General features: G+C 68.0%; 17 protein-coding genes. 11 read left to right on the plus strand and 6 right to left on the minus strand.

Features of this window, described 5'->3' with window-relative positions; all coding sequences use genetic code 11:
* The first annotated feature begins 174 nt into the window (after positions 1-174).
* The 3 genes from imuA to QUV35_RS03430 are packed head-to-tail and all read left to right on the plus strand — an operon-like array spanning position 175 to position 5,433.
* Entirely contained in the window at positions 175-1,014 is an 840-nt protein-coding gene (gene imuA / locus QUV35_RS03420) for a translesion DNA synthesis-associated protein ImuA (RefSeq protein ID WP_300870878.1), read from the plus strand.
* Positions 962-2,275: a DNA polymerase Y family protein gene (locus tag QUV35_RS03425; RefSeq protein WP_300870879.1), complete on the plus strand. Its 1,314-nt coding sequence runs from the start codon at positions 962-964 to the stop codon at positions 2,273-2,275. Before imuA ends, QUV35_RS03425 begins: the two co-directional genes overlap by 53 nt.
* A complete protein-coding gene (locus QUV35_RS03430; protein WP_300870881.1) occupies positions 2,272-5,433 on the plus strand; it encodes an error-prone DNA polymerase in 3,162 nt (1,053 codons plus the stop codon). Before QUV35_RS03425 ends, QUV35_RS03430 begins: the two co-directional genes overlap by 4 nt.
* Here QUV35_RS03430 and QUV35_RS03435 read toward each other — a convergent pair.
* From QUV35_RS03435 to QUV35_RS03445, 3 genes are all read right to left on the minus strand, one after another.
* Entirely contained in the window at positions 5,427-6,296 is an 870-nt protein-coding gene (locus QUV35_RS03435; protein WP_300870883.1) for a nucleotidyl transferase AbiEii/AbiGii toxin family protein, read from the minus strand. The genes QUV35_RS03430 and QUV35_RS03435 overlap by 7 nt on opposite strands.
* Positions 6,293-6,904, minus strand: coding sequence for an AbiEi antitoxin N-terminal domain-containing protein (locus QUV35_RS03440; RefSeq protein WP_300870885.1), 612 nt, complete (start codon positions 6,902-6,904; stop codon positions 6,293-6,295). The genes QUV35_RS03435 and QUV35_RS03440 overlap by 4 nt, the downstream gene beginning before the upstream one ends.
* Positions 6,905-6,974: 70 nt before the next feature.
* Positions 6,975-7,457: an EVE domain-containing protein gene (locus QUV35_RS03445; RefSeq protein WP_300870887.1), complete on the minus strand. Its 483-nt coding sequence runs from the start codon at positions 7,455-7,457 to the stop codon at positions 6,975-6,977.
* Positions 7,458-7,522: 65 nt separating this feature from the next.
* Here QUV35_RS03445 and QUV35_RS03450 point away from each other — a divergent pair, with 65 nt between their 5' ends.
* Positions 7,523-8,122 carry an AbiEi antitoxin N-terminal domain-containing protein gene (locus QUV35_RS03450; protein ID WP_300870889.1) on the plus strand — a complete coding sequence of 200 codons (600 nt, stop codon included), beginning with the start codon at positions 7,523-7,525 and terminating at the stop codon, positions 8,120-8,122.
* 20 nt (positions 8,123-8,142) lie between these two features.
* Positions 8,143-9,021 carry a nucleotidyl transferase AbiEii/AbiGii toxin family protein gene (locus QUV35_RS03455; protein ID WP_300870891.1) on the plus strand — a complete coding sequence of 293 codons (879 nt, stop codon included), beginning with the start codon at positions 8,143-8,145 and terminating at the stop codon, positions 9,019-9,021.
* A 21-nt stretch (positions 9,022-9,042) separates the two neighbouring features.
* On the opposite strand, the gene QUV35_RS03460 is transcribed toward QUV35_RS03455, so the two are convergent.
* Positions 9,043-10,815 (minus strand): methyl-accepting chemotaxis protein, encoded by a 1,773-nt coding sequence (locus QUV35_RS03460; RefSeq protein ID WP_300870892.1) that lies wholly within the window; start codon positions 10,813-10,815, stop codon positions 9,043-9,045.
* A 62-nt stretch (positions 10,816-10,877) separates the two neighbouring features.
* On the minus strand, positions 10,878-11,414 hold the full coding sequence (locus QUV35_RS03465; RefSeq protein ID WP_300870894.1) for a chemotaxis protein CheW: 537 nt from the start codon (positions 11,412-11,414) through the stop codon (positions 10,878-10,880).
* Positions 11,415-11,527: 113 nt separating this feature from the next.
* On the opposite strand from QUV35_RS03465, the gene QUV35_RS03470 reads away from it, so the two are divergent.
* Complete coding sequence (locus QUV35_RS03470; protein ID WP_300870896.1) at positions 11,528-12,544, plus strand: NAD(P)H-binding protein; 1,017 nt, start codon at positions 11,528-11,530, stop codon at positions 12,542-12,544.
* 57 nt (positions 12,545-12,601) lie between these two features.
* On the opposite strand, the gene QUV35_RS03475 is transcribed toward QUV35_RS03470, so the two are convergent.
* Positions 12,602-13,015 carry a DUF4148 domain-containing protein gene (locus QUV35_RS03475; protein WP_300870897.1) on the minus strand — a complete coding sequence of 138 codons (414 nt, stop codon included), beginning with the start codon at positions 13,013-13,015 and terminating at the stop codon, positions 12,602-12,604.
* A 202-nt stretch (positions 13,016-13,217) separates the two neighbouring features.
* Here QUV35_RS03475 and QUV35_RS03480 point away from each other — a divergent pair, with 202 nt between their 5' ends.
* The 5 genes from QUV35_RS03480 to serA all read left to right on the plus strand — a co-directional run bounded on the left by QUV35_RS03480 (position 13,218) and on the right by serA (position 18,273).
* Entirely contained in the window at positions 13,218-14,096 is an 879-nt protein-coding gene (locus QUV35_RS03480; protein ID WP_300870898.1) for an NUDIX hydrolase, read from the plus strand.
* A 124-nt stretch (positions 14,097-14,220) separates the two neighbouring features.
* The gene (locus QUV35_RS03485) at positions 14,221-15,816 is read left to right on the plus strand and encodes a DUF4331 domain-containing protein (protein WP_300870899.1); all 1,596 of its coding nucleotides are present in this window, start codon (positions 14,221-14,223) and stop codon (positions 15,814-15,816) included.
* 28 nt (positions 15,817-15,844) lie between these two features.
* Entirely contained in the window at positions 15,845-16,084 is a 240-nt protein-coding gene (locus QUV35_RS03490) for a hypothetical protein (protein WP_300870901.1), read from the plus strand.
* Between the two features lie 63 nt (positions 16,085-16,147).
* A complete protein-coding gene (locus QUV35_RS03495; RefSeq protein WP_300870903.1) occupies positions 16,148-16,969 on the plus strand; it encodes a DUF4198 domain-containing protein in 822 nt (273 codons plus the stop codon).
* A 41-nt stretch (positions 16,970-17,010) separates the two neighbouring features.
* Positions 17,011-18,273: a phosphoglycerate dehydrogenase gene (gene serA, locus QUV35_RS03500; RefSeq protein WP_300870905.1), complete on the plus strand. Its 1,263-nt coding sequence runs from the start codon at positions 17,011-17,013 to the stop codon at positions 18,271-18,273.
* Positions 18,274-18,282: the final 9 nt, after the last annotated feature.

The following is an 18,282-nucleotide window of genomic DNA, read 5'->3' on the forward strand; positions in this document are numbered from 1 at the left end:
GGCAGTCCTTGAGGTGGTGCTTCAGAGCATGCAGGACCCAGGCCGGACCGGCAATCGGGGCAAACCATGCGCACGGCGCCACCACTGGACACGGATTGGCCTTTCATATACTGTACGTGTATACAGTATCGATTCGGCCTTTCAACCCCACCCCCACACCCCGGTTCACCCGCCATGCATCCCGCCCTCGACTGGCAGGAGGACGACCTGTCTTCCGCCTTCACACCCGCCGCCCCGGCCCCCACGCCCCGACCGGCCCGCCTGCCCGGTGAACTGCCGATGGCGGTGGCCGCGGCCATCTGGCGCGGCGACCAGCTCGGTGGCCCGGTCTCGGCCGTGCTGGCCAGCGGCTTCGACGCGCTGGACGCGCAGTTGCCCGGCGGCGGCTGGCCGTGCCACGGGGTCATCGAGATCCTGGCGCCGCAAAGCGGCATCCTGGAATGGCGCCTGCTCGGGCCGGCGCTGCGCCAGGTGTGCGCCGCCGGGCGCGCGGTGGTGGTGGTCGGGCCACCCAAGGCGCCGCACCTGCCGGGACTGCGTTTCGAAGGCATCGACGAGCGCCAGCTGGTGTGGGTGCGGGCCGACACGCCGTCCGAGCGCCTGTGGTCGGCCGAACAACTCGTCAAGGCCAACGCCTGCGGTGCGCTGGTGGTATGGCTGCCGCAGGTGCGTGCCGAGCAGGTGCGTCGCCTGCAGGTGCTGGCCGCCGGTTGCGAAGGCCCGGTGTTCCTGTGCCGGCCGATCACGGCGGCGCGCGAGTCGTCGGCCGCGCCGCTGCGACTGCAGGCCCGCGTGGGACCGGACTGGGAACTGCACCTGAGCATCTTCAAGCGCAAGGGCCCGCCGCTGGAAGACACGTTGCGCCTGGGCTCGGTGCCCGGCGGGCTGCGCGCCATCCTCACGCCGCGGCTGCGCTTCCCCAGCCGCCTTCTGCCCTCCGATGCGCACCGAGAGGCCGAACATGTTGTGGTCAGCACTCCTGCTCCCGACCGCCCCCGTCACGCCGTCCACTGAGGCGGCGCGCCGAGCCGTGGCCACCTGGGCGTTGCAGTTCACGCCCCGCGTGGCGCTGGCCGATGGTGCGGTGCTCATGGAGGTGGCGGCGAGCGTGCGCCTGTTTGGCGGCAAGCGTGCGCTGCGCGACCGTGTGGTGATCGAGAGCCCGCAGCTCGGTGTGGTGCAGGTGGCCTGGGCGCCGAACAGCCTGGCCGCGCTGGCGCTGGCGCGCGCCGGCCGTGAAAACGGCTTGCGGCAGGCGCTGCCGGTGCTGCTCGATGCCTTGCCCATGGCGGTGTTGAGCGCCACACAGCCCCACCACACCACGCTGGCGCACATCGGCTGCCGCACGCTGGGCGACATCCGCGCGCTGCCGCGCGGCGGCATGGGCCGGCGCTTTGACAAGCAGTTGCTGCAGGCACTCGACCAGGCCTACGGTGCCGAACCCGAGGCCCATGTGTGGGTGGCGCTGCCCGAACGGTTCGAGGAACGGCTGGAGCTCATGGCGCGCGTGGAACAGGCGCCGGCCCTGCTGTTTGGTGCGCGGCGCCTGCTGCTGGTGATGAGCGGCTGGCTGGCGGCGCGGCGCGCGGGCGTCACGGCCTTCACGCTGCGCTGGGCGCACGACGCCATGCGAGCGCGGGACGCGGGCGAGGGCGGCGAGATCACGGTGCGCACGGCCGAGCCCACGCGCGACACCGAACACCTCTGCCGCCTGCTGGCCGAGCACCTGGCCCATGTGCAGCTGCTCGCGCCCGTGGGCGACCTGCAGCTGCTGGCCACCGAGGTGCAGCCGCTGGTGGAGACCAGCGCCTCGCTCTTGCCCGACACCGTGCGCCAGGGTGAGACGCTGCACCTGGTGCTGGAGCGGCTGGCCGCACGCCTGGGGCCCGGGCGCGTGTTGCGCCCGGTGCTGCTGCCCGACCACCGCCAGGAATGGATGTGCCGCTGGCAGAGCGCGCCCGAACCGCTGCCACGCAAAACCGGCAAGGCACCGGCCTGCACCACCGGCCTGCCACAACCCACCTTTGTATTGCCCGAGCCTCTGAAGCTGGCGGTGCGCGGCAACCGGCCGATCTACCAGGGTGAACTGCAGCTGCTCGCCGGCCCGCAGCGGGTGGAGGGCGGCTGGTGGGACCGCGTGGACGACGTGGCCACCACGCGCAACGTGGTGCGCGACTACTGGGTGGCGCTCTCGGCGCACGCGGGTGTGCTGTGGGTGTTCCAGACGCGGCTGGACGAGACGCCTGCGTGGTACCTGCACGGGCACTTTGCATGAACCTGCCCGACTACGCCGAGCTGCGCTGCATTTCCAACTTCAGCTTCCTGCGCGGCGCCAGCCGGCCCGAGGAGCTGGTGCAGCGGGCGCATGCGCTCGGTTACCGCGCGCTGGCGCTGGTGGACGAATGCTCCATGGCCGGCATGGTGCGCGCGCACGGGGCGGCAAAAGACAAGGGCCTGAAGCTGCTGGTGGGCAGCCAGTTCCGGGTGCAGGCGGACGCAGCCTTCACCCTCATCGTGCTGGCCTGCAACCTCAACGGCTACGGCAACCTGTGCGAGTTCATCACGCGCCTGCGCCGCGCCTCGGCCAAGGGCAGCTACCACCTGGGCCTGGACGGCATCGACGCCGCCGCGCTCGCCGACTGCGTGGTGATCGCCGTGCCCGAGCGCACGGGCGAGCAGGCGCAGATGGACACGGTGGCGCGCTGGCTGCTGCAGCATTTCATGGGCCGCTGCTGGCTCGGGGTGGAGCAGTTGCGCCGGCTCGACGACGAGATGCTGCTGCACAAGCTGCGCCAGAGCAGCGATCTCACCGCGGTGCCGCTGGTGGCCGTGGGCGACGTGCACATGCACCTGCGCTCGCGCAAGCCGCTGCAGGACGTGCTCACCGCCACGCGCATCGGCCAGCCGCTGAGCGCCTGCGGGCTGGCGCTGTCGCAAAACGCCGAGCAGCACCTGCGCTCGCGCCTGGCACTGGGCCAGCGTTACCCGGCCGGGCTGCTCGCTGAAACGCTGGTGGTGGCCGACCGCTGCGCGTTTTCGCTCGACGAACTGCGCTACCAGTACCCGGACGAGGTGGTGCCCGCCGGCGAGACGCCCGCCAGCCATTTGCGCCGGCTGGCTTACGAGGGCGCCGGGCGGCGCTGGCCCGAAGGTGCGACGGCTGCGGTGCAGCAACAGATCGAACACGAACTCGCGCTGATCGAGGAGCTGAAGTACGAGCACTACTTCCTCACCGTGTACGACATCGTGGCCTTCGCGCGTTCGCAGAACATCCTGTGCCAGGGCCGTGGCTCGGCGGCCAACAGCGTGGTGTGTTACTGCCTGGGCATCACCGAGGTGGACCCGGCGCGCATGTCGGTGCTGTTCGAGCGTTTCATCTCGCGCGAGCGCAACGAGCCGCCCGACATCGACGTGGACTTCGAGCACGAGCGGCGCGAGGAAATCATCCAGTACCTCTACCGCAAGTACGGCCGTGAGCGCGCCGCGCTGACCGCCGCGGTGGCCAGCTACCGCCCGCGCAGCGCCATTCGCGATGTCGGCAAGGCGCTGGGTTTCGCCGAGGCCACGCTGGACGCGCTGGCCAAGGGCCACCAGTGGTGGGACAGCCGCGGCATCGAGCCCGAGCGCCTGCGCGAAGCGGGGCTGGACCCGCAAAGCCTGGCGGTGCGCCAGTTGATCGCGCTCACCGGCCAGCTCATGGGTTTTCCGCGCCACCTCTCGCAGCACAGCGGCGGCTTCGTGCTCACGCGCCTGCCGCTCTCGCGCATGGTGCCGATCGAAAACGCCAGCATGGCCGGGCGCACGGTGATCGAGTGGGACAAGGACGACCTGGACGCCATGGGCCTGCTCAAGGTGGACGTGCTGGCCCTGGGCATGCTGACCGCCATCCGCAAGTCGCTGGCGTTCATCGGCGAGCGCAAGGGCCATGTGTTCGAGATGCAGGACATCCCGCCCGAGGACGAGGCCACCTACGACATGATCTGCGCCGCCGACACCGTGGGTGTGTTCCAGATCGAGAGCCGCGCGCAGATGAGCATGCTGCCGCGCCTCCAACCCCGCTGCTTCTACGACCTGGTGATCGAAGTGGCGCTGGTGCGCCCCGGCCCCATCCAGGGCGGCGCGGTGCACCCGTACCTGGACCGCCGCCAGGGCAAGGTGCCGGTGAGCTACCCCAGCGCTGCGCTGGAGCAGGCGCTGGGCCGAACGCTGGGCATTCCGATCTTTCAGGAACAGTGCATGCAGATCGCCATATTGGCCGCGGGCTTCACGCCCGGCGAGGCGGACGGCCTGCGCCGCGCCATGGCAGCCTGGAAGCGCAAGGGTGGCCTGGGCCACTACGAACGCCGCCTGATCGACGGCATGACCGAACGCGGCTACACGCTGGAGTTCGCCCAGGGTGTGTACGAGCAGATCAAGGGATTCTCCAGCTACGGCTTTCCCGAGAGCCACGCCGCCAGCTTTGCGCTGCTGGTCTATGCCAGCTGCTGGATCAAGCGCCACCACCCGGCCGAGTTTCTGGCCGCGCTGCTCAACAGCCAGCCGCTGGGCTTCTACACCCCGAGCCAGCTGGTGCAGGACGCCCGGCGCCACCAGGTGGAGGTGCGCCGCGTGGACGTGCTGCACAGCGAATGGGACTGCACGCTCGAAGAGCGCTCTGCCGTCCGGGCCGATCCCACCCCCGTTCGGGCTGAGCCCACACCCGTTCGGGCTGAGCCTGTCGAAGCCCTGCCCGCCGTGCGCCTGGGCCTGCGCCTGGTCTCGGGCCTGAAGACCGGGGCCGCCCAACGCATCGTGGCGGCCCGCGCCCAGCGCCTGTTCGACAGTGCCGAAGACCTGGCCCGCCGCGCCGGCCTGGACCAGCAGGACATGCAGCAGCTCGCCGCTGCCGATGCGCTGGCGGGCCTGAGTGGCCACCGCCGCCAGCAGGTGTGGGACGCCGCCGCCCTGAAGACCGCGCCCGAACTGTTGCAGGACGCGCCGGTGGACGAAGACCCGCTGGACCTGCCCGAGGCGCCCGAGGGCGAAGCGGTGGTGTGGGACTACGCCAGCCTGGGCCTCACGCTGCGCCGCCACCCGCTGGCGCTGCTGCGCCCGCAACTCGACCAGCGAAAGCTCATGACCGCCGAAGCGCTGCAGCACGCACCCAACGGCAGGCTGGTGCGCCATTGCGGCATCGTCACCCTGCGCCAGCAACCCGAGACCGCTTCCGGCGTGGTGTTCGTGAGCCTGGAAGACGAGACCGGTGTGGTGCAGGTGATCGTGTGGAAACACCTGCGCGAACGCCAGCGCACCGTGCTGCTGCGCTCACGCCTGCTGGCGGTGTACGGTGTGTGGCAGCGCGAAGGCGAAGCAAAGAACCTGATCGCCGGCCACCTGGAAGACCTCACGCCGCTGCTCAGGGGGCTGTCGACGGTGAGCCGGGATTTTCATTGAGGGGTCGGCAAGGAACCTGCCTCCAGCAGGCTCGGCTGCAGGGCTCTGCGCAACGCGGCCACGGTGTCGGGTAGCGGTCGATGATTCAGTTGATTTTTCTTGAGGAATGCATGCCAGAGCGCCTGGCGTGACGGATCGGTTCCAAACTCGTCCGTCAAGCCCAAGGGCAATGCAGCGGGAACCACCATGCCTCGCCGGTCAAACGTGGCTGCGATCGCCCGTGCCAATGTCCTGGTGTTCAGGGTTTCGCGGTCCAGCAATATCGACAGGTCCAGGTAGTCTTTCAACCGGCTGTTGGTCATGCCAAGCAAGGCGATGGCATGAAGCTTTTCGGCGATGACGGTGTAGACCGGGTAAGTGCGCAGGCGCGGCGCAGGCAGATCGGTCAGCAGCACGGGGTAAACCGCGGCCACGGGTCCGGGCGTGACTGCGTCGCCGAATCCGATGTCGATCTGCGTCTTGCAACGCGCTTTGGCCACGTCGGCCGTGATCAAGATCCGGGCTCCGGCATAACCCGCCTCTTTGCGAATGTCTTCGGCCGTGATCGACGCGGGATCGAAGTGAATGCCGTCGTCTGCTTCAACGCTCACGATGTCGCGGAATGTCTGAACCACGGACGCCAGATCGCTGGGCCCGAAACCCAGCAAGTCCGCATCGCGCGTGGCGCGGTGGGGCATGTCGTACCAGAGCGTGAACAGCAGCGCTCCTTTGAGCAAAAAGTCATCGGCGTGTGCCGACTGGCTCAGGCGATAAAGCATGCGTTCGAGCGCAAAACGGACCAACACCTGATTGAAATCCACACCTTGTGCCTTGGCGATATTGAGCAGGCGTGCCCGCACCGATGCTGCACGGTCCTTGCTCATTCAATGGCCTCCAGGTAGGGGCGCATCACATTGGCGACGCGGCAGATCTTTGCGTATCGCCAGAGATCGTCGGCCGAAACCTTCTTCTGCGCACGTGCGTCGCGCAGCGCTTCCAGTGCCACGTCGATACCGATTTTGTTGCGGTGTTTGAAGCAGTCAACCACGGTCTTGGCCACGCCATAGACCCGCAGTGGAACTCCATCGTGTTTGAAGATTTCGACGCCTGCCGCGTAAGCGTCACCGGTGACCTGGACCATCTTGAGCGGTGGGTAGTCGATCTTCGGCACATGGCTGCCACGCGGCATGGCGATCCAGATCTGGTTCGGAAGCTGTGTGGTGACGCCATGAAACTGCAGCGCAGTGAGCAGGCAAAAAACAGCCTGTGGCACCTTGGTGGCAACAGTGATCAGGCTCTCGTTTTCAGAGAGGTCCTGGTCGGGCAGACGGTAGAGACCTCGATCAACTTTCTCCAGCAGTCCGGCGGCTGTCATGCGCGCGAGCACCGCGCGAGACGCGCCGGTCGCCTCCAGATCGCTGGGGCGCAGCAAACCCTTGTGCGCGAGCAGATCCAGGATGCGCTGGGTGTGGGTTTCGTTCTGAGGAGACATGCCATCGCAGTATGTTCCATTTATTCGTCGATTGCAAACATTCGACGAATAAATGAATCACCTGCTTCCCTCAGGAGCCCAACAGCGTGCCGGTGATCAACCTCCAGTGCGCCTCGCTCACCGGCGTGATCGACAAGCGGCTGCCGCGCTGCAGCAGCGTCATGTCGGCCAGGGCCGGGTTCGCCCGAAGTTCGGGCAGGCCGAGCAGCCGCGTCTTGCGCAGCGCCTTCACATCGAGCAGCAGCCAGCGCGGTGCATCAGGTTTGGACTTGGCGTCGAAGTAGGGCGACTGCGGGTCGAACTGCGTGGGGTCGGACCGGGTGGTGGACGCGACCTGTGCGATGCCGGCGATGCCGGGCTGCGGACAACTCGAGTGGTAGAACAGCACGCCGTCGCCGATGCGCATGGTGTCGCGCATGAAGTTGCGCGCCTGGTAATTGCGCACGCCGGTCCAGGGCACGGTGGCGCCGGGTGCGGCGAGTGCGTCGTCGATCGAGCACTCGTCGGGCTCGGATTTCATCAACCAGTATCGGGCTGCAGCGGGTGAGGTCATCGCGCTATTTTGCGGAGTTTTTTCATGACTTGTTGATAAGTCATGAGTTATTTAAACTCCCTGGCATGAACCAATCTGAAAGCATCCTGGACCTTGCCCGGCGCCAGCGCCTGCTGCGCGCGGCCGACGTGCGCGAGCAGGGTTGGTCGCCTCAGTTGCTGATACGTCTGCATGCAATGGGGCAACTGGAGCGTGTGGCCCGTGGAATCTACAGCCTTCCCGATGCGGATTTCACCGAGTACAAGGGGCTGGCAGAAGTGTGTCAGCGCGTGCCCAAGGCGGTGATCTGCCTGCTGTCCGCCTTGCAGTTCCACGGCATCGGCACCCAACTGCCTCACGAGGTCTGGATCGCGCTGCCCGAGGGCGCGCAAACCCCGGCGGGGGATTACCCGCCACTGCGCGTCTCGCGTCTGCGCGGGGACGCCTATGCCTCAGGGGTAGTCACTGTGATGGAGCGGGGTTCACCGATCCGCGTTTACAGCGCCGCCAAGACAGTCACCGACTGCTTCAAGTTCCGCAACAAGATCGGACTGGATGTGGCGCTTGAAGCGCTCAAGGACGCATGGCGGTCCCGCAAGGTCACCATGGACGACGTCGCGCACTTCGCGCGCATCAACCGGGTGGAACAGGTGATGCGGCCTTATCTCGAGGCGGTGGTGGCATGAAGAAGGACCTGTCGGCATCGGTGCTGGCGCGCTTGTTGAACTTGTCGAAGCAACGCGGTGAGGACCACAGCCTGCTGCTCAACCGGTTTGCGCTGGAGCGGTTGTTGTACAGGGTCGGAATCTCAAGGCACTCACAGCAGTTTTTACTGAAGGGCGCATTGCTGTTCGCACTTTGGTACGACGACCCCCATCGGCCCACCCGAGATGCCGATCTGCTGGGCTTTGGTCCGGACGACGACGCGAGTCTGGTGGCGACGTTTCGTGAACTGGCCAACATGGCGTTGGACGACGGCATCGTGTTCGATGCCGCATCGGTGCGCGCCAGCAGCATCCGCGAGGACAACACCTACGGCGGCACGCGGATTCACCTGACCGCCCACATCGGTCCTGCTCGCTGCGTGTTGCAGATCGACATAGGTTTCGGCGATGCAGTGACGCCCCCAGCAAGAACAGTGGTGTTTCCCGCCTTGTTGCCGGATTTCGAAGCGCCGCAGCTTCGTGCGTATCCGGTCTACACGGTGATCGCAGAGAAGTACCACGCCATGGTGGTGCTTGACCTGGCGAACAGCCGCATGAAGGATTTCTACGACCTCATGGTCATCGCGCAGCGCACCCGGCTGGACGGCGCAACGCTGGCCGCCGCCGTGGCTGCCACCTTTGCCCGGCGAGCCACTGCGTTGCCAAGCGAGCCGCCGTTGGCTTTGACTGCCCGATTCAGCGAAGACGCTGCCAAAGTGCGGCAATGGCAGGCTTTCTTGGGCAAGAACCGCCGGGAGGCGGGTTCGCTGGTGCTTACCGTGGAGCTGTTGTACAGGCTGCTGTGGCCGGCCACACAGGTCGCTGCCGAGCGAAGTTCTGCGAACGCCAGCTGGAGCCCCGAGGCCGGCAACTGGGCTTGATGCCCCAAGGTCAGCGAGTCGTTAGAACGATTCCCAATCGTCCGAAGCCCCGGCCCGCTCGGCCACCTTGGCCACCGGCTGTGGTGCCGGCCTGGCCAGCGCCGGCTTCTTCGGGGCCACCGGCACCGGCCTGGCATTGGCGACGACCGGCTTCTTTGCCGCCGGCATGCTGCGCACGGCGCCGCTGCCGGGCTTGTGCAGGTCGGCCGACCGGACCTGCGCGATCGTGCTCTGCGACGTGCTGTGTGCATCCACCCGGAACACGCGCACCACCTCGGCCAGCCGGTCGGCCTGGTCGTTCATGCTCGATGCGGCGGCGGCACTTTCTTCGACCAGGGCTGCGTTCTGCTGGGTCAGCTGGTCCAGGTTGGCCACGGCCGAGTTGATCTGGTTCACGCCGTCGGCCTGTTCGCCCGAGGCGCTGGCGATCTCGCCGATCATGTCGCGCACGCGCACCACGTTGGCCACGATCTCGCCCATGGTCGTGCCGGCCTGGTTCACCAGCTCGGTGCCGGCGGTCACCTTGTCCACGCTGGTGCCGATCAGCACCTTGATCTCTTTGGCGGCCTGCGCGCTGCGCTGGGCCAGGTTGCGCACCTCGCCGGCCACCACGGCGAAACCGCGGCCCTGCTCGCCGGCGCGGGCCGCTTCCACCGCCGCGTTGAGCGCCAGGATGTTGGTCTGGAAGGCGATGCCGTCGATGACGCCGATGATGTCGCTGATCTTGCGTGAGGACTGGTTGATCTCTTCCATGGTAGTGATCACCTGTTGCACCACGTCGCCACCCTTTTGTGCGCTTTGCCCGGCCACGTCGGCGAGCTGGTTGGCCACGCGGGCCGAGTCGGCCGACTGGCGGATCGCGCCCGACATCTGCTCCATGCTGGCGGCGGTCTGCTGCAGGTTGGAGGCGGTTTGCTCGGTGCGGGCCGAGAGGTCGTTGTTGCCGGCGGCGATTTCCTTCGCAGCCACGGTGATGTTGTCGGTGCCGCGCTTGACATCGGCCACCACGTTGACCAGGCGGTCGCGCATGCCGAGCAGTGCCGCCGACATGGCGCCGAACTCGTCCTTGCGGTCGTTGCGGATCTGCGCGGTGAGGTCGCCGCTGGCGATCTGTTCGGCGAAGGCCATGGCTTCGCGCAGCGGATTGCGGATGTTGCGGATCAGGAAGAAGGCGCCGGCGACGATGGCGGCGATCAGCGCGCCGACCTGGAACGTGGCAATGGTCAGGCTGGTCGCGCGCTGCTCGCTGAAGCTGGCCTGGGCCTGCTGACGGATCTCCGCCTGCAGGCGGGCGAACTCGCGCAGGGCGGCGAGGTAGGGCGGCACGGTCTGGTTGAAGCGGGTCGAAATCTCCAGCGCGGCGCCAGCGGCATCGCCGGCCTGTTTCAGTTCGTTGGCCTTGCCCAGCGAGTCCAGCACGTTCTTGCGCAACTCGGCGATCTTCGCCATCTGGGCCTGTTCCTGCCCGTTCATGTCCATGGTCTGCAGTTCCTTCTGCAGGGCAGAAATGGCCGCCACGCCGGCCGGGATCAGGTCCTTGTACATCTCGGCCACGACCGGGTCCGAGCTGGCGATCGAGGCCTGCACGCGCGTGACGTTGGTCTCGGTGAGACCCGCCCATTCGGTGGCGATGGTGGTCTTGTGGGCGAGGGCCGAGAGCACCTTTTCGGATTCCTGGTTGAGCATGGCCGACCGCGCCCCTGCGGTGGCAACGACGACAAACAGGGCCACGATGATGGCGATGACACCGGCCCACAGGCGGGCGCCCACGGAGAGCTTGCGAAAGAGGTTCATGGGATTCCAGCAGACGAAGGAGAGCGGGCCGCGGCCGGTCGGATCCGGTGCGGCACGAGGACTTATTGAACGGGCGTGGGGTGGGTCACCAGGCCCATGTCGGCGCTGCCGATGAGGGCTTCGATGTTGGCCAGGATGAGCATGCGCTCGCCCACGCTGGCGATGCCGGTGATGAAGCCGGCGTCCAGCGTGGTGCTGATCTGCGGCGCCGCCTTGATGTGGTCCTGCCCGAGGCGGATCACGTCGCTCACCGAATCGACCACCAGCCCCACGACGCGGTCGTGCACGCTGAGCACGATCACCACGGTGAGCGCGTTGTAGTCGACCTTCTCACAGCCCAGCTTGATGCGCATGTCCACGATCGGCACGATCACGCCACGCAGGTTGACCACGCCCTTGATGAAGCCGGGAGCGTTGGCGATGCGGGTGGGTTCTTCGTACGAGCGGATCTCCTGCACGCTCAGGATGTCGATCCCGTATTCCTCCGCCCCCAGGCGAAAGCTCAGGAACTCGCCGGCGCGGGCCGACGACGGCGACTGGCCGCGGGCCAGGATGTGGGAAGACGAGACGCTGACGGTGGGGGTGGGGATGGTGTCCATGGGTCCGCAATGTGGGGTTGATGCCTCGGTATCGGCACCTGCCCGGGCTTCTTGAGCGGGCTTTGCCCTTGCGCGTGGGGCGGCCCGGGCGCGCCTTCACTAAGATCGGGCCCATGCCGACCTTGCTGGACCCGACCACCTCTGCCCGACGAGTCTTCGTGCTGGGCGCCACCGGCACCATCGGCCAGGCCACCGTGCGCGCGCTGGTGGCGCGCGGGCACGAGGTGGTGTGCCTGGTGCGCCCGCGCGCGGGTGCCGGGGGAGGTCTGCAGGTGGACGACACGGCCCGCCTGTTGCCGGGCGCCAGCGTGCGCGTGGGCGAGGTGCAGGACCCGGTGTCGCTGCAGCGGGATGGTTTTCGCGGCGAGCGCTTCGACGCGCTGGTGTCCTGCATGGCTTCGCGCACCGGCGTTCCCCGGGACGCCTGGGCCATCGACCACCAGGCCCACGTGCACGCGCTGGACGCCGCGCGCCGGGCCGGCGTGACGCAGATGGTGCTGCTGTCGGCCATCTGTGTGCAGAAACCCTTGCTGGCGTTTCAACAGGCCAAGCTGGCGTTCGAGCAGGTGCTGATCGATTCGGGTCTGACGTATTCCATCGTGCGGCCCACGGCGTTCTTCAAATCGCTCTCGGGGCAGATCCGGCGGGTTCAGCAGGGCAAACCCTTTCTGCTGTTCGGAGACGGTCGTGCCACGGCCTGCAAGCCGATCAGCGACGACGACCTCGGCGCTTTCCTGGCCGACTGCCTGACCGATGCCAACCGCCACCACCGGGTGCTGCCCATTGGCGGCCCGGGCGAGGCCATCACGCCGCGGCAGCAGGGCGAACACCTGTTCGCGCTGCTCGGGCGGGCGCCGCGTTTCAAGAGCGTGCCGCTGGGCTTGCTCGACGCGATCATCGCGGTGCTGGGTGCGGCCGGGCGGGTGGTGCCCGCGCTCGCCGACAAGGCCGAGCTCGCGCGCATCGGGCGCTACTACGCCACCGAGTCCATGCTGGTGCTCGACCCCGTGAGCGGCCGCTACGACGCTGCGGCCACCCCGTCCACCGGCAGCCAGACGCTGTTCGACTTTTATGCCCAGGTGCTGGGCGGCGCAGCCGCGCCCGAGCGGGGCGACCACGCGGTGTTCTGAACGCCAGCAAACCCCGGAGCCGACAGGCAGCCCCGGGGTTTCAGGAGCCGCGACCGGTCAGTTGGACTGCGTCGAGCGGTTCATCCGGCCCATGCCCACGGTGGTGTCGGTGTTGCCCGTGGCCTGCATGCCGTTCATGGGATGGAGCCCGGGGTTCAGGTCGCGGAAGGTGGCGCCGGTCTGGCCGTCGGCCACCAGCGTGCCGTCGCGTTGTGCCTGCGCCAGCTCGGCGCGAACCTGGTCGCGCGAGATGGAAGACATGGCCGCGGGCTGTGCGTACCGGCCGGGGAACAGTTGACGGAAGCTGAGGCCGGTCTGGCCATCGGCGATCAGGCTGCCGTCGCGCTGGGCCTGGGCCAGCTCGGCGCGAACCTGGTCGCGCGTCCTGGGGGTCATGTCGGCGGCGAACACCGAGCCGGCGCAGAGCGTGGTGAGGGTGAGGGCGATGACGGAGTGGCGAAGGTTTTTCATGGGGGATCCTTGAAGAGGTTGTAAGAAGCCAGAGAGCCTGGCGTTGCGAGCGGGACACCCTGAATACGGGCCAGGAGCCCGACTGGATTCAAGCTGCGCTCAAAAAAGAGCCGCGGCCGGCCCTCGGCCTGCGTCCAACCGCCGTGCGACCCGGGGCCTGCAGGCGACAGGCCGCGGCCCGGGGCTCGCCGACAATCCGTGCATGGCCATCCCGATCCACTCCGACACCGTTCTCACCCCGCCCCTGCCTTCGGCCACCGTGATGGTGGTGCGCGACGGACCCGCCGGGCTGGAAGTTCTGCTGGTGCGCCGACACGGCAACTCGGGCGTGCTGGGTGGGGTGCACGTGTTTCCGGGCGGCAAGCTCGATGCCGGCGACCGCCTGGTCGAAGCGGCCTGGCTGGACCGCTCGGCGCCGGACTGCGCGCTGGCGCTGAACGAACCCGGTATCGATGCCGACACCGCGCTCGGCCTGCATGTGGCGGCCCTGCGCGAAACCTTCGAAGAAAGCGGCCTGCTGCTCGGGCAGTTGCACCAGGCCGACCTGGCCGTTCGCGTGCGCGAACTCACCGCTGGCGGCACCGCCTTCGCCGCCGCCTTGCAGCAGCTCGGTTGTGTGGTGTCCACCGACAGCGTGCGGCCCTGGTCGCGCTGGGTCACACCGCGGGTGCCCTCGGTGACCAACAAGCGTTTCGACACGCGATTCTTCGTGGCGCTGGCACCCGCCGGCCAGCTGGCCGAGCACTGCGTCTTTGAAGCCACCGAAGCGGTGTGGATGGCGCCGCGCCTGGGGCTGGAACGCTACTGGGCGGGCGAGATCGATCTCGCACCGCCACAGATCATGAGCCTGTGCCAGCTGGCGCGCCTGCAGAGTGCCGCAGAGGTGATGGCCACGGCCGCCAGCCGGGCACCCGCGCTGATCGAGCCCGAACCGTTCGACCTGGACGGTGTGCGCGTGATCTGTTACCCGGGCGATCCGGCGCACAGCGTGGCGCAGCGGGTGTGGCCCGGGCCCACGCGCCTGAGCTACCGCAACCAGCGTTTCGAGGCCGAGGGTGGTCTGGCGGCCTTGCTGACCTGACGCGGCGCGCTCCGCGCCCGCTTGCCCCTGCTGCCTGTGGGGCATTCGGTTTGTTGAATCCATCACGCCGCGTGGCACGTACTGGGTAGGCAGATGACTGCAAACACCACCCAGGAGCACCCCCATGAAACTCAAACCCGCCTCCCTCGCCAGAGGATGCCTGCTGATGGCCGTTGCCGGCGCCGCCATCGCGTCGAGCCACCGTGAAGCCCCCTTCATCACCACCACGCCCAAGGTGGACGGCACCGACTTCTACATGTTCCGCAGCTACGAAGGTGTGGCCGCCAACGGCGCGGGCGGGCGCTCCGATTTCGTGACCTTGATCGCCAACTACCAGCCGCTGCAAGGCCCCTACGGTGGCCCCAACTATTTCTCGATGGACCCGAACGCGCTGTACGAGATCCATGTGGACAACAACGGCGACGCGCGCGAAGACATCACCTTCCAGTTCCGCTTCCAGAACCGGCTCAACAGCGTGGCCCTGCCCATCGGCAACCAGAACGTGCCGATTCCGCTGATCCAGGCCGGCACCGTGTCCTCCGTCAACGACCCCAACCTCAACCTCAACGAGAGCTACAGCCTGACCGTGGTGCGCGGCGACCGCCGCAAGGGTGCCATCCAGACGGTGGCGGCCTCGCTGGCCAAGCCGGTGGACTACATCGGCCAGAAAACCCTGGGCGACGCCGCCGCCTACAAGGCCTACGCCGACCGGCACATCCACAGCGTGACCATTCCGGGCTGCAGCGTGCCCGCCAGGGTGTTCGTGGGCCAGCGCCAGGAAGGGTTTGCGGTCAACCTCGGGCGCATCTTCGATCTGGTCAACGCACCGGTGGACGTGTTGCTCAACCCCGACCTCAAGGACGCCGAGGGCGCCAACGGCAACCATGTCATCCAGAAGCAGAACGTGACTTCGCTGGCGCTTGAAGTGCACCAGAGCTGCCTGACCGCAGGCAGCGAGACGGTGATTGGTGGCTGGACCACGGCCAGCCTGCGCCAGGCGCGACTGCTCAACGGCAGCCCGCCATCGGGCCACCAGGCGAGCGAGAAGGCCGGCGGTGCGTGGACGCAGGTGTCGCGCCTGGGCAATCCGCTGGTCAACGAGGTGGTGATCGGTCTGGGTGACAAGGACAGGTTCAACGCCTCCGCCCCGCGGGACGATGGCCAGTTCCTCACCTACGTGACCCACCCCACGCTGCCCGCCCTGCTGGGGCTGGTGCTGGCCGGCAACCCCGCCGCCGTGGCGCCCACCAACCTGCCGCGCACCGACCTGGCCACCACTTTCCTGACCGGCATCACCGGCGTGAACAAGCCGTCCAACCCGACGCCCTCGGAGATGCTGCGCCTGAACACAGCCGTGCCACCGGTGCCGTTCGCCAGCCAGAACCGCCTGGGTGTGGCTGGCAACGCGCTCAACGCCGACCCGGCCAAGGTCAACGACAACGCCGGCTTTCCGAACGGCCGCCGGCCCAAGGACGACGTGGTCGACATCGCGCTGGTGGCGGTGCTCGGTGGCCTGTGCGTGATCAACGGTGACAACGACGCGCTGGGTCTCAACAGCGTGCCGGGCGTGCCCTCGCTGACCTCGGCCTGCAGGCCTTCGAGCGTTCCGCTGGGCGCCCGCTCGGCCGGCATCCACGACGCGGTCGACCAGGCCGTCGTGCCCTTCCTGCCCGCGTTCCCCTACCTGAACACGCCCAACGCCGGTTCGTCGAACCTGTGATGCCGACCCTGCACACCAAGGACACACCATGAGACAACATCTCGCGACATCCCTGCTGGCGGTGGCGGCCACCGCGGCACTGGTGGGCTGCGGCGGTGGCGGCGGTGACGCCGCTGCACCGGCCCGGCCCGAAGCCACCACGCCCTTCATGGGCAGCACCGTGCAGTCGCTGCTCGATTACATGGATCAGCTGATCGCACAGACCAGCGAAACCACCGAGCCCGAACCGGTGGACAGCACGCCGCTGCCGGTGGACGACACGGTCTGACACGGCTTCTTCAACACTGAAAGGGACGGGTCGACGCACGCCGTGCGCCGACCCGCTGATCACATGAACAAATGGATCTTCTCCAGCCTGCTGTGGCTGGTTTCCAGCGCACATGCGCACGAATTCTGGATGGCGCCCGACCGGTTTTCGCCCGCCGTGAACGCGCCGGTGACGCTGTCGCTGCGGGTCGGCGAAGGTTTCCTGGGTGAGCCCGTGGGCTTCGACCGGCCAATGGCTGTCTCGCTGCACTGGCACCGCTTGCGCGGACAGCAGAACCTGACGGCGCAATTGCCCGCCAGCCCCGGGCCGTCCGTGCAGATCGCCTTCGATCAGACCGGCACGCAGCTCATCGCACTCGACACGCAGCCGGTCACCACCGAGCTGGCGGCCGACGAGTTCACCGCCTACCTGCGCGAAGACGGACTCGAACACGTGATCGCCCAGCGCCAGGCCAGCGGGCAGGGCGCAGCACCCGGGCGCGAGCGCTACCGCCGCCATGTCAAGACGCTGCTCAATGTGGGCGGCCAGAGCGACGCGGTGTTTGGCGTGCGCACCGGCCAGACGCTGGAGATCGTGCCATTGCTCGATCCGCAAGGACTGCGGGCGGGTGATGCGATGCCGGTGGAGGTGCTGTTCAAGGGTGCGCCACTGCCCGGCGCGCTGGTGCGGGTCTGGAACCGGCGCGCAGAGCGGTTCGACGTGTCGACCGAGCGCACCGACGCCGCGGGCCGGGCCCGCATGCCCCTGCCCTGGGGCGGAGTCTGGATGGTCAGTGTGGTGCACATGGTGCCCAACCCGGACGGACAGGGCCAGGACTGGGACAGCCACTGGGGCAACCTCACCTTCGAGCTGCCCGCTGCCCCTGCGCAGCGCCGGCCATTGTGAGGGCCTGAGCCCACGGGCGCCCGAGGGGGCTACAGTGCCCCATGACCGCCATTCTTCCGACCCCATCCGCCAGCGCCGCTGCCACCTCGACCGACCGGCACAAGATCCGCTTCCTGCTGCTCGAAGGCATTCACCCTTCTGCCGTGGCGGTGCTGCGGGCGGCGGGCTATTCGCAGATCGAAAGCCTGCCGGGCGCGCTGCCCGACGACGAGCTCAAGGCCCGCATCGCCGACGTTCACTTCCTGGGCATCCGCTCGCGCACCCAGCTCAGCGCCGAGGTGCTGTCGCACGCGCGGCGGCTGGCCGCCGTGGGCTGCTTCTGCATCGGCACCAACCAGGTGGACCTGGCCGCCGCGCGCCAGCGTGGTGTGGCGGTCTTCAACGCGCCGTTTTCCAACACCCGCTCGGTGGCCGAGCTGGTGCTGGCCGAAGCGATCCTGCTCATGCGCGGCGTGCCCGAAAAGAACGCCGAGGCGCACCGCGGCGGCTGGCTGAAATCGGCCAGCCATTCGCACGAGATCCGCGGCAAGACGCTGGGCATCGTGGGTTACGGCGCCATCGGCTCCCAGCTCTCGGTGCTGGCCGAGGCGCTGGGCATGAAGGTGGTGTACTTCGACGTGGCCACCCGCCTGCCGCTGGGCAATGCGAGGCCGCTGGGCACGCTGGCCGACTTGCTCGGCAGCGCCGACGTGGTCAGCCTGCACGTGCCCGAGACCGCCGACACGCAGTGGATGATCGATGCCCCGCAGCTCGCGCTGATGAAGCCCGGCGCGGTGCTGATCAACGCCTCGCGCGGCAGCGTGGTCGTGATCGACGCCCTGGCCGACGCGCTGCGCCGCCAGGCCTTGCTGGGCGCGGCCATCGACGTGTTCCCGCAGGAGCCGCACAGCAACGACGACCGTTTCGAGTCGCCGCTGCGCGGGCTGGACAACGTGATCCTCACGCCCCACATCGGAGGCTCCACGCTGGAGGCACAGGAAAACATCGGCATCGAAGTGGCCGACAAGCTGGTGCGCTACAGCGACAACGGCACCACCACCTCGGCCGTGAACTTCCCCGAGGTCGCGCTGCCGGCGCATCCCGGCCAGCACCGCCTGCTGCACATCCACCGCAACGTGCCCGGTGTGCTCTCGGGCATCAACCGTGTGTTTTCCGACCACCAGATCAACATCGCCGCGCAGTACCTGCAGACGCGCGAAGACCTGGGCTATGTGGTGATGGACATCGACGCCGCCCATTCGGAGCTGGCGCTCTCGGAGCTGGCGCGGGTGCCGGGCACGCTGCGCAGCCGCGTGCTGTTCTGAGGGGCAGGG

Origin of the sequence: Hydrogenophaga sp., assembly GCF_030373225.1 — a bacterium.
Taxonomy (GTDB): domain Bacteria; phylum Pseudomonadota; class Gammaproteobacteria; order Burkholderiales; family Burkholderiaceae_C; genus Hydrogenophaga.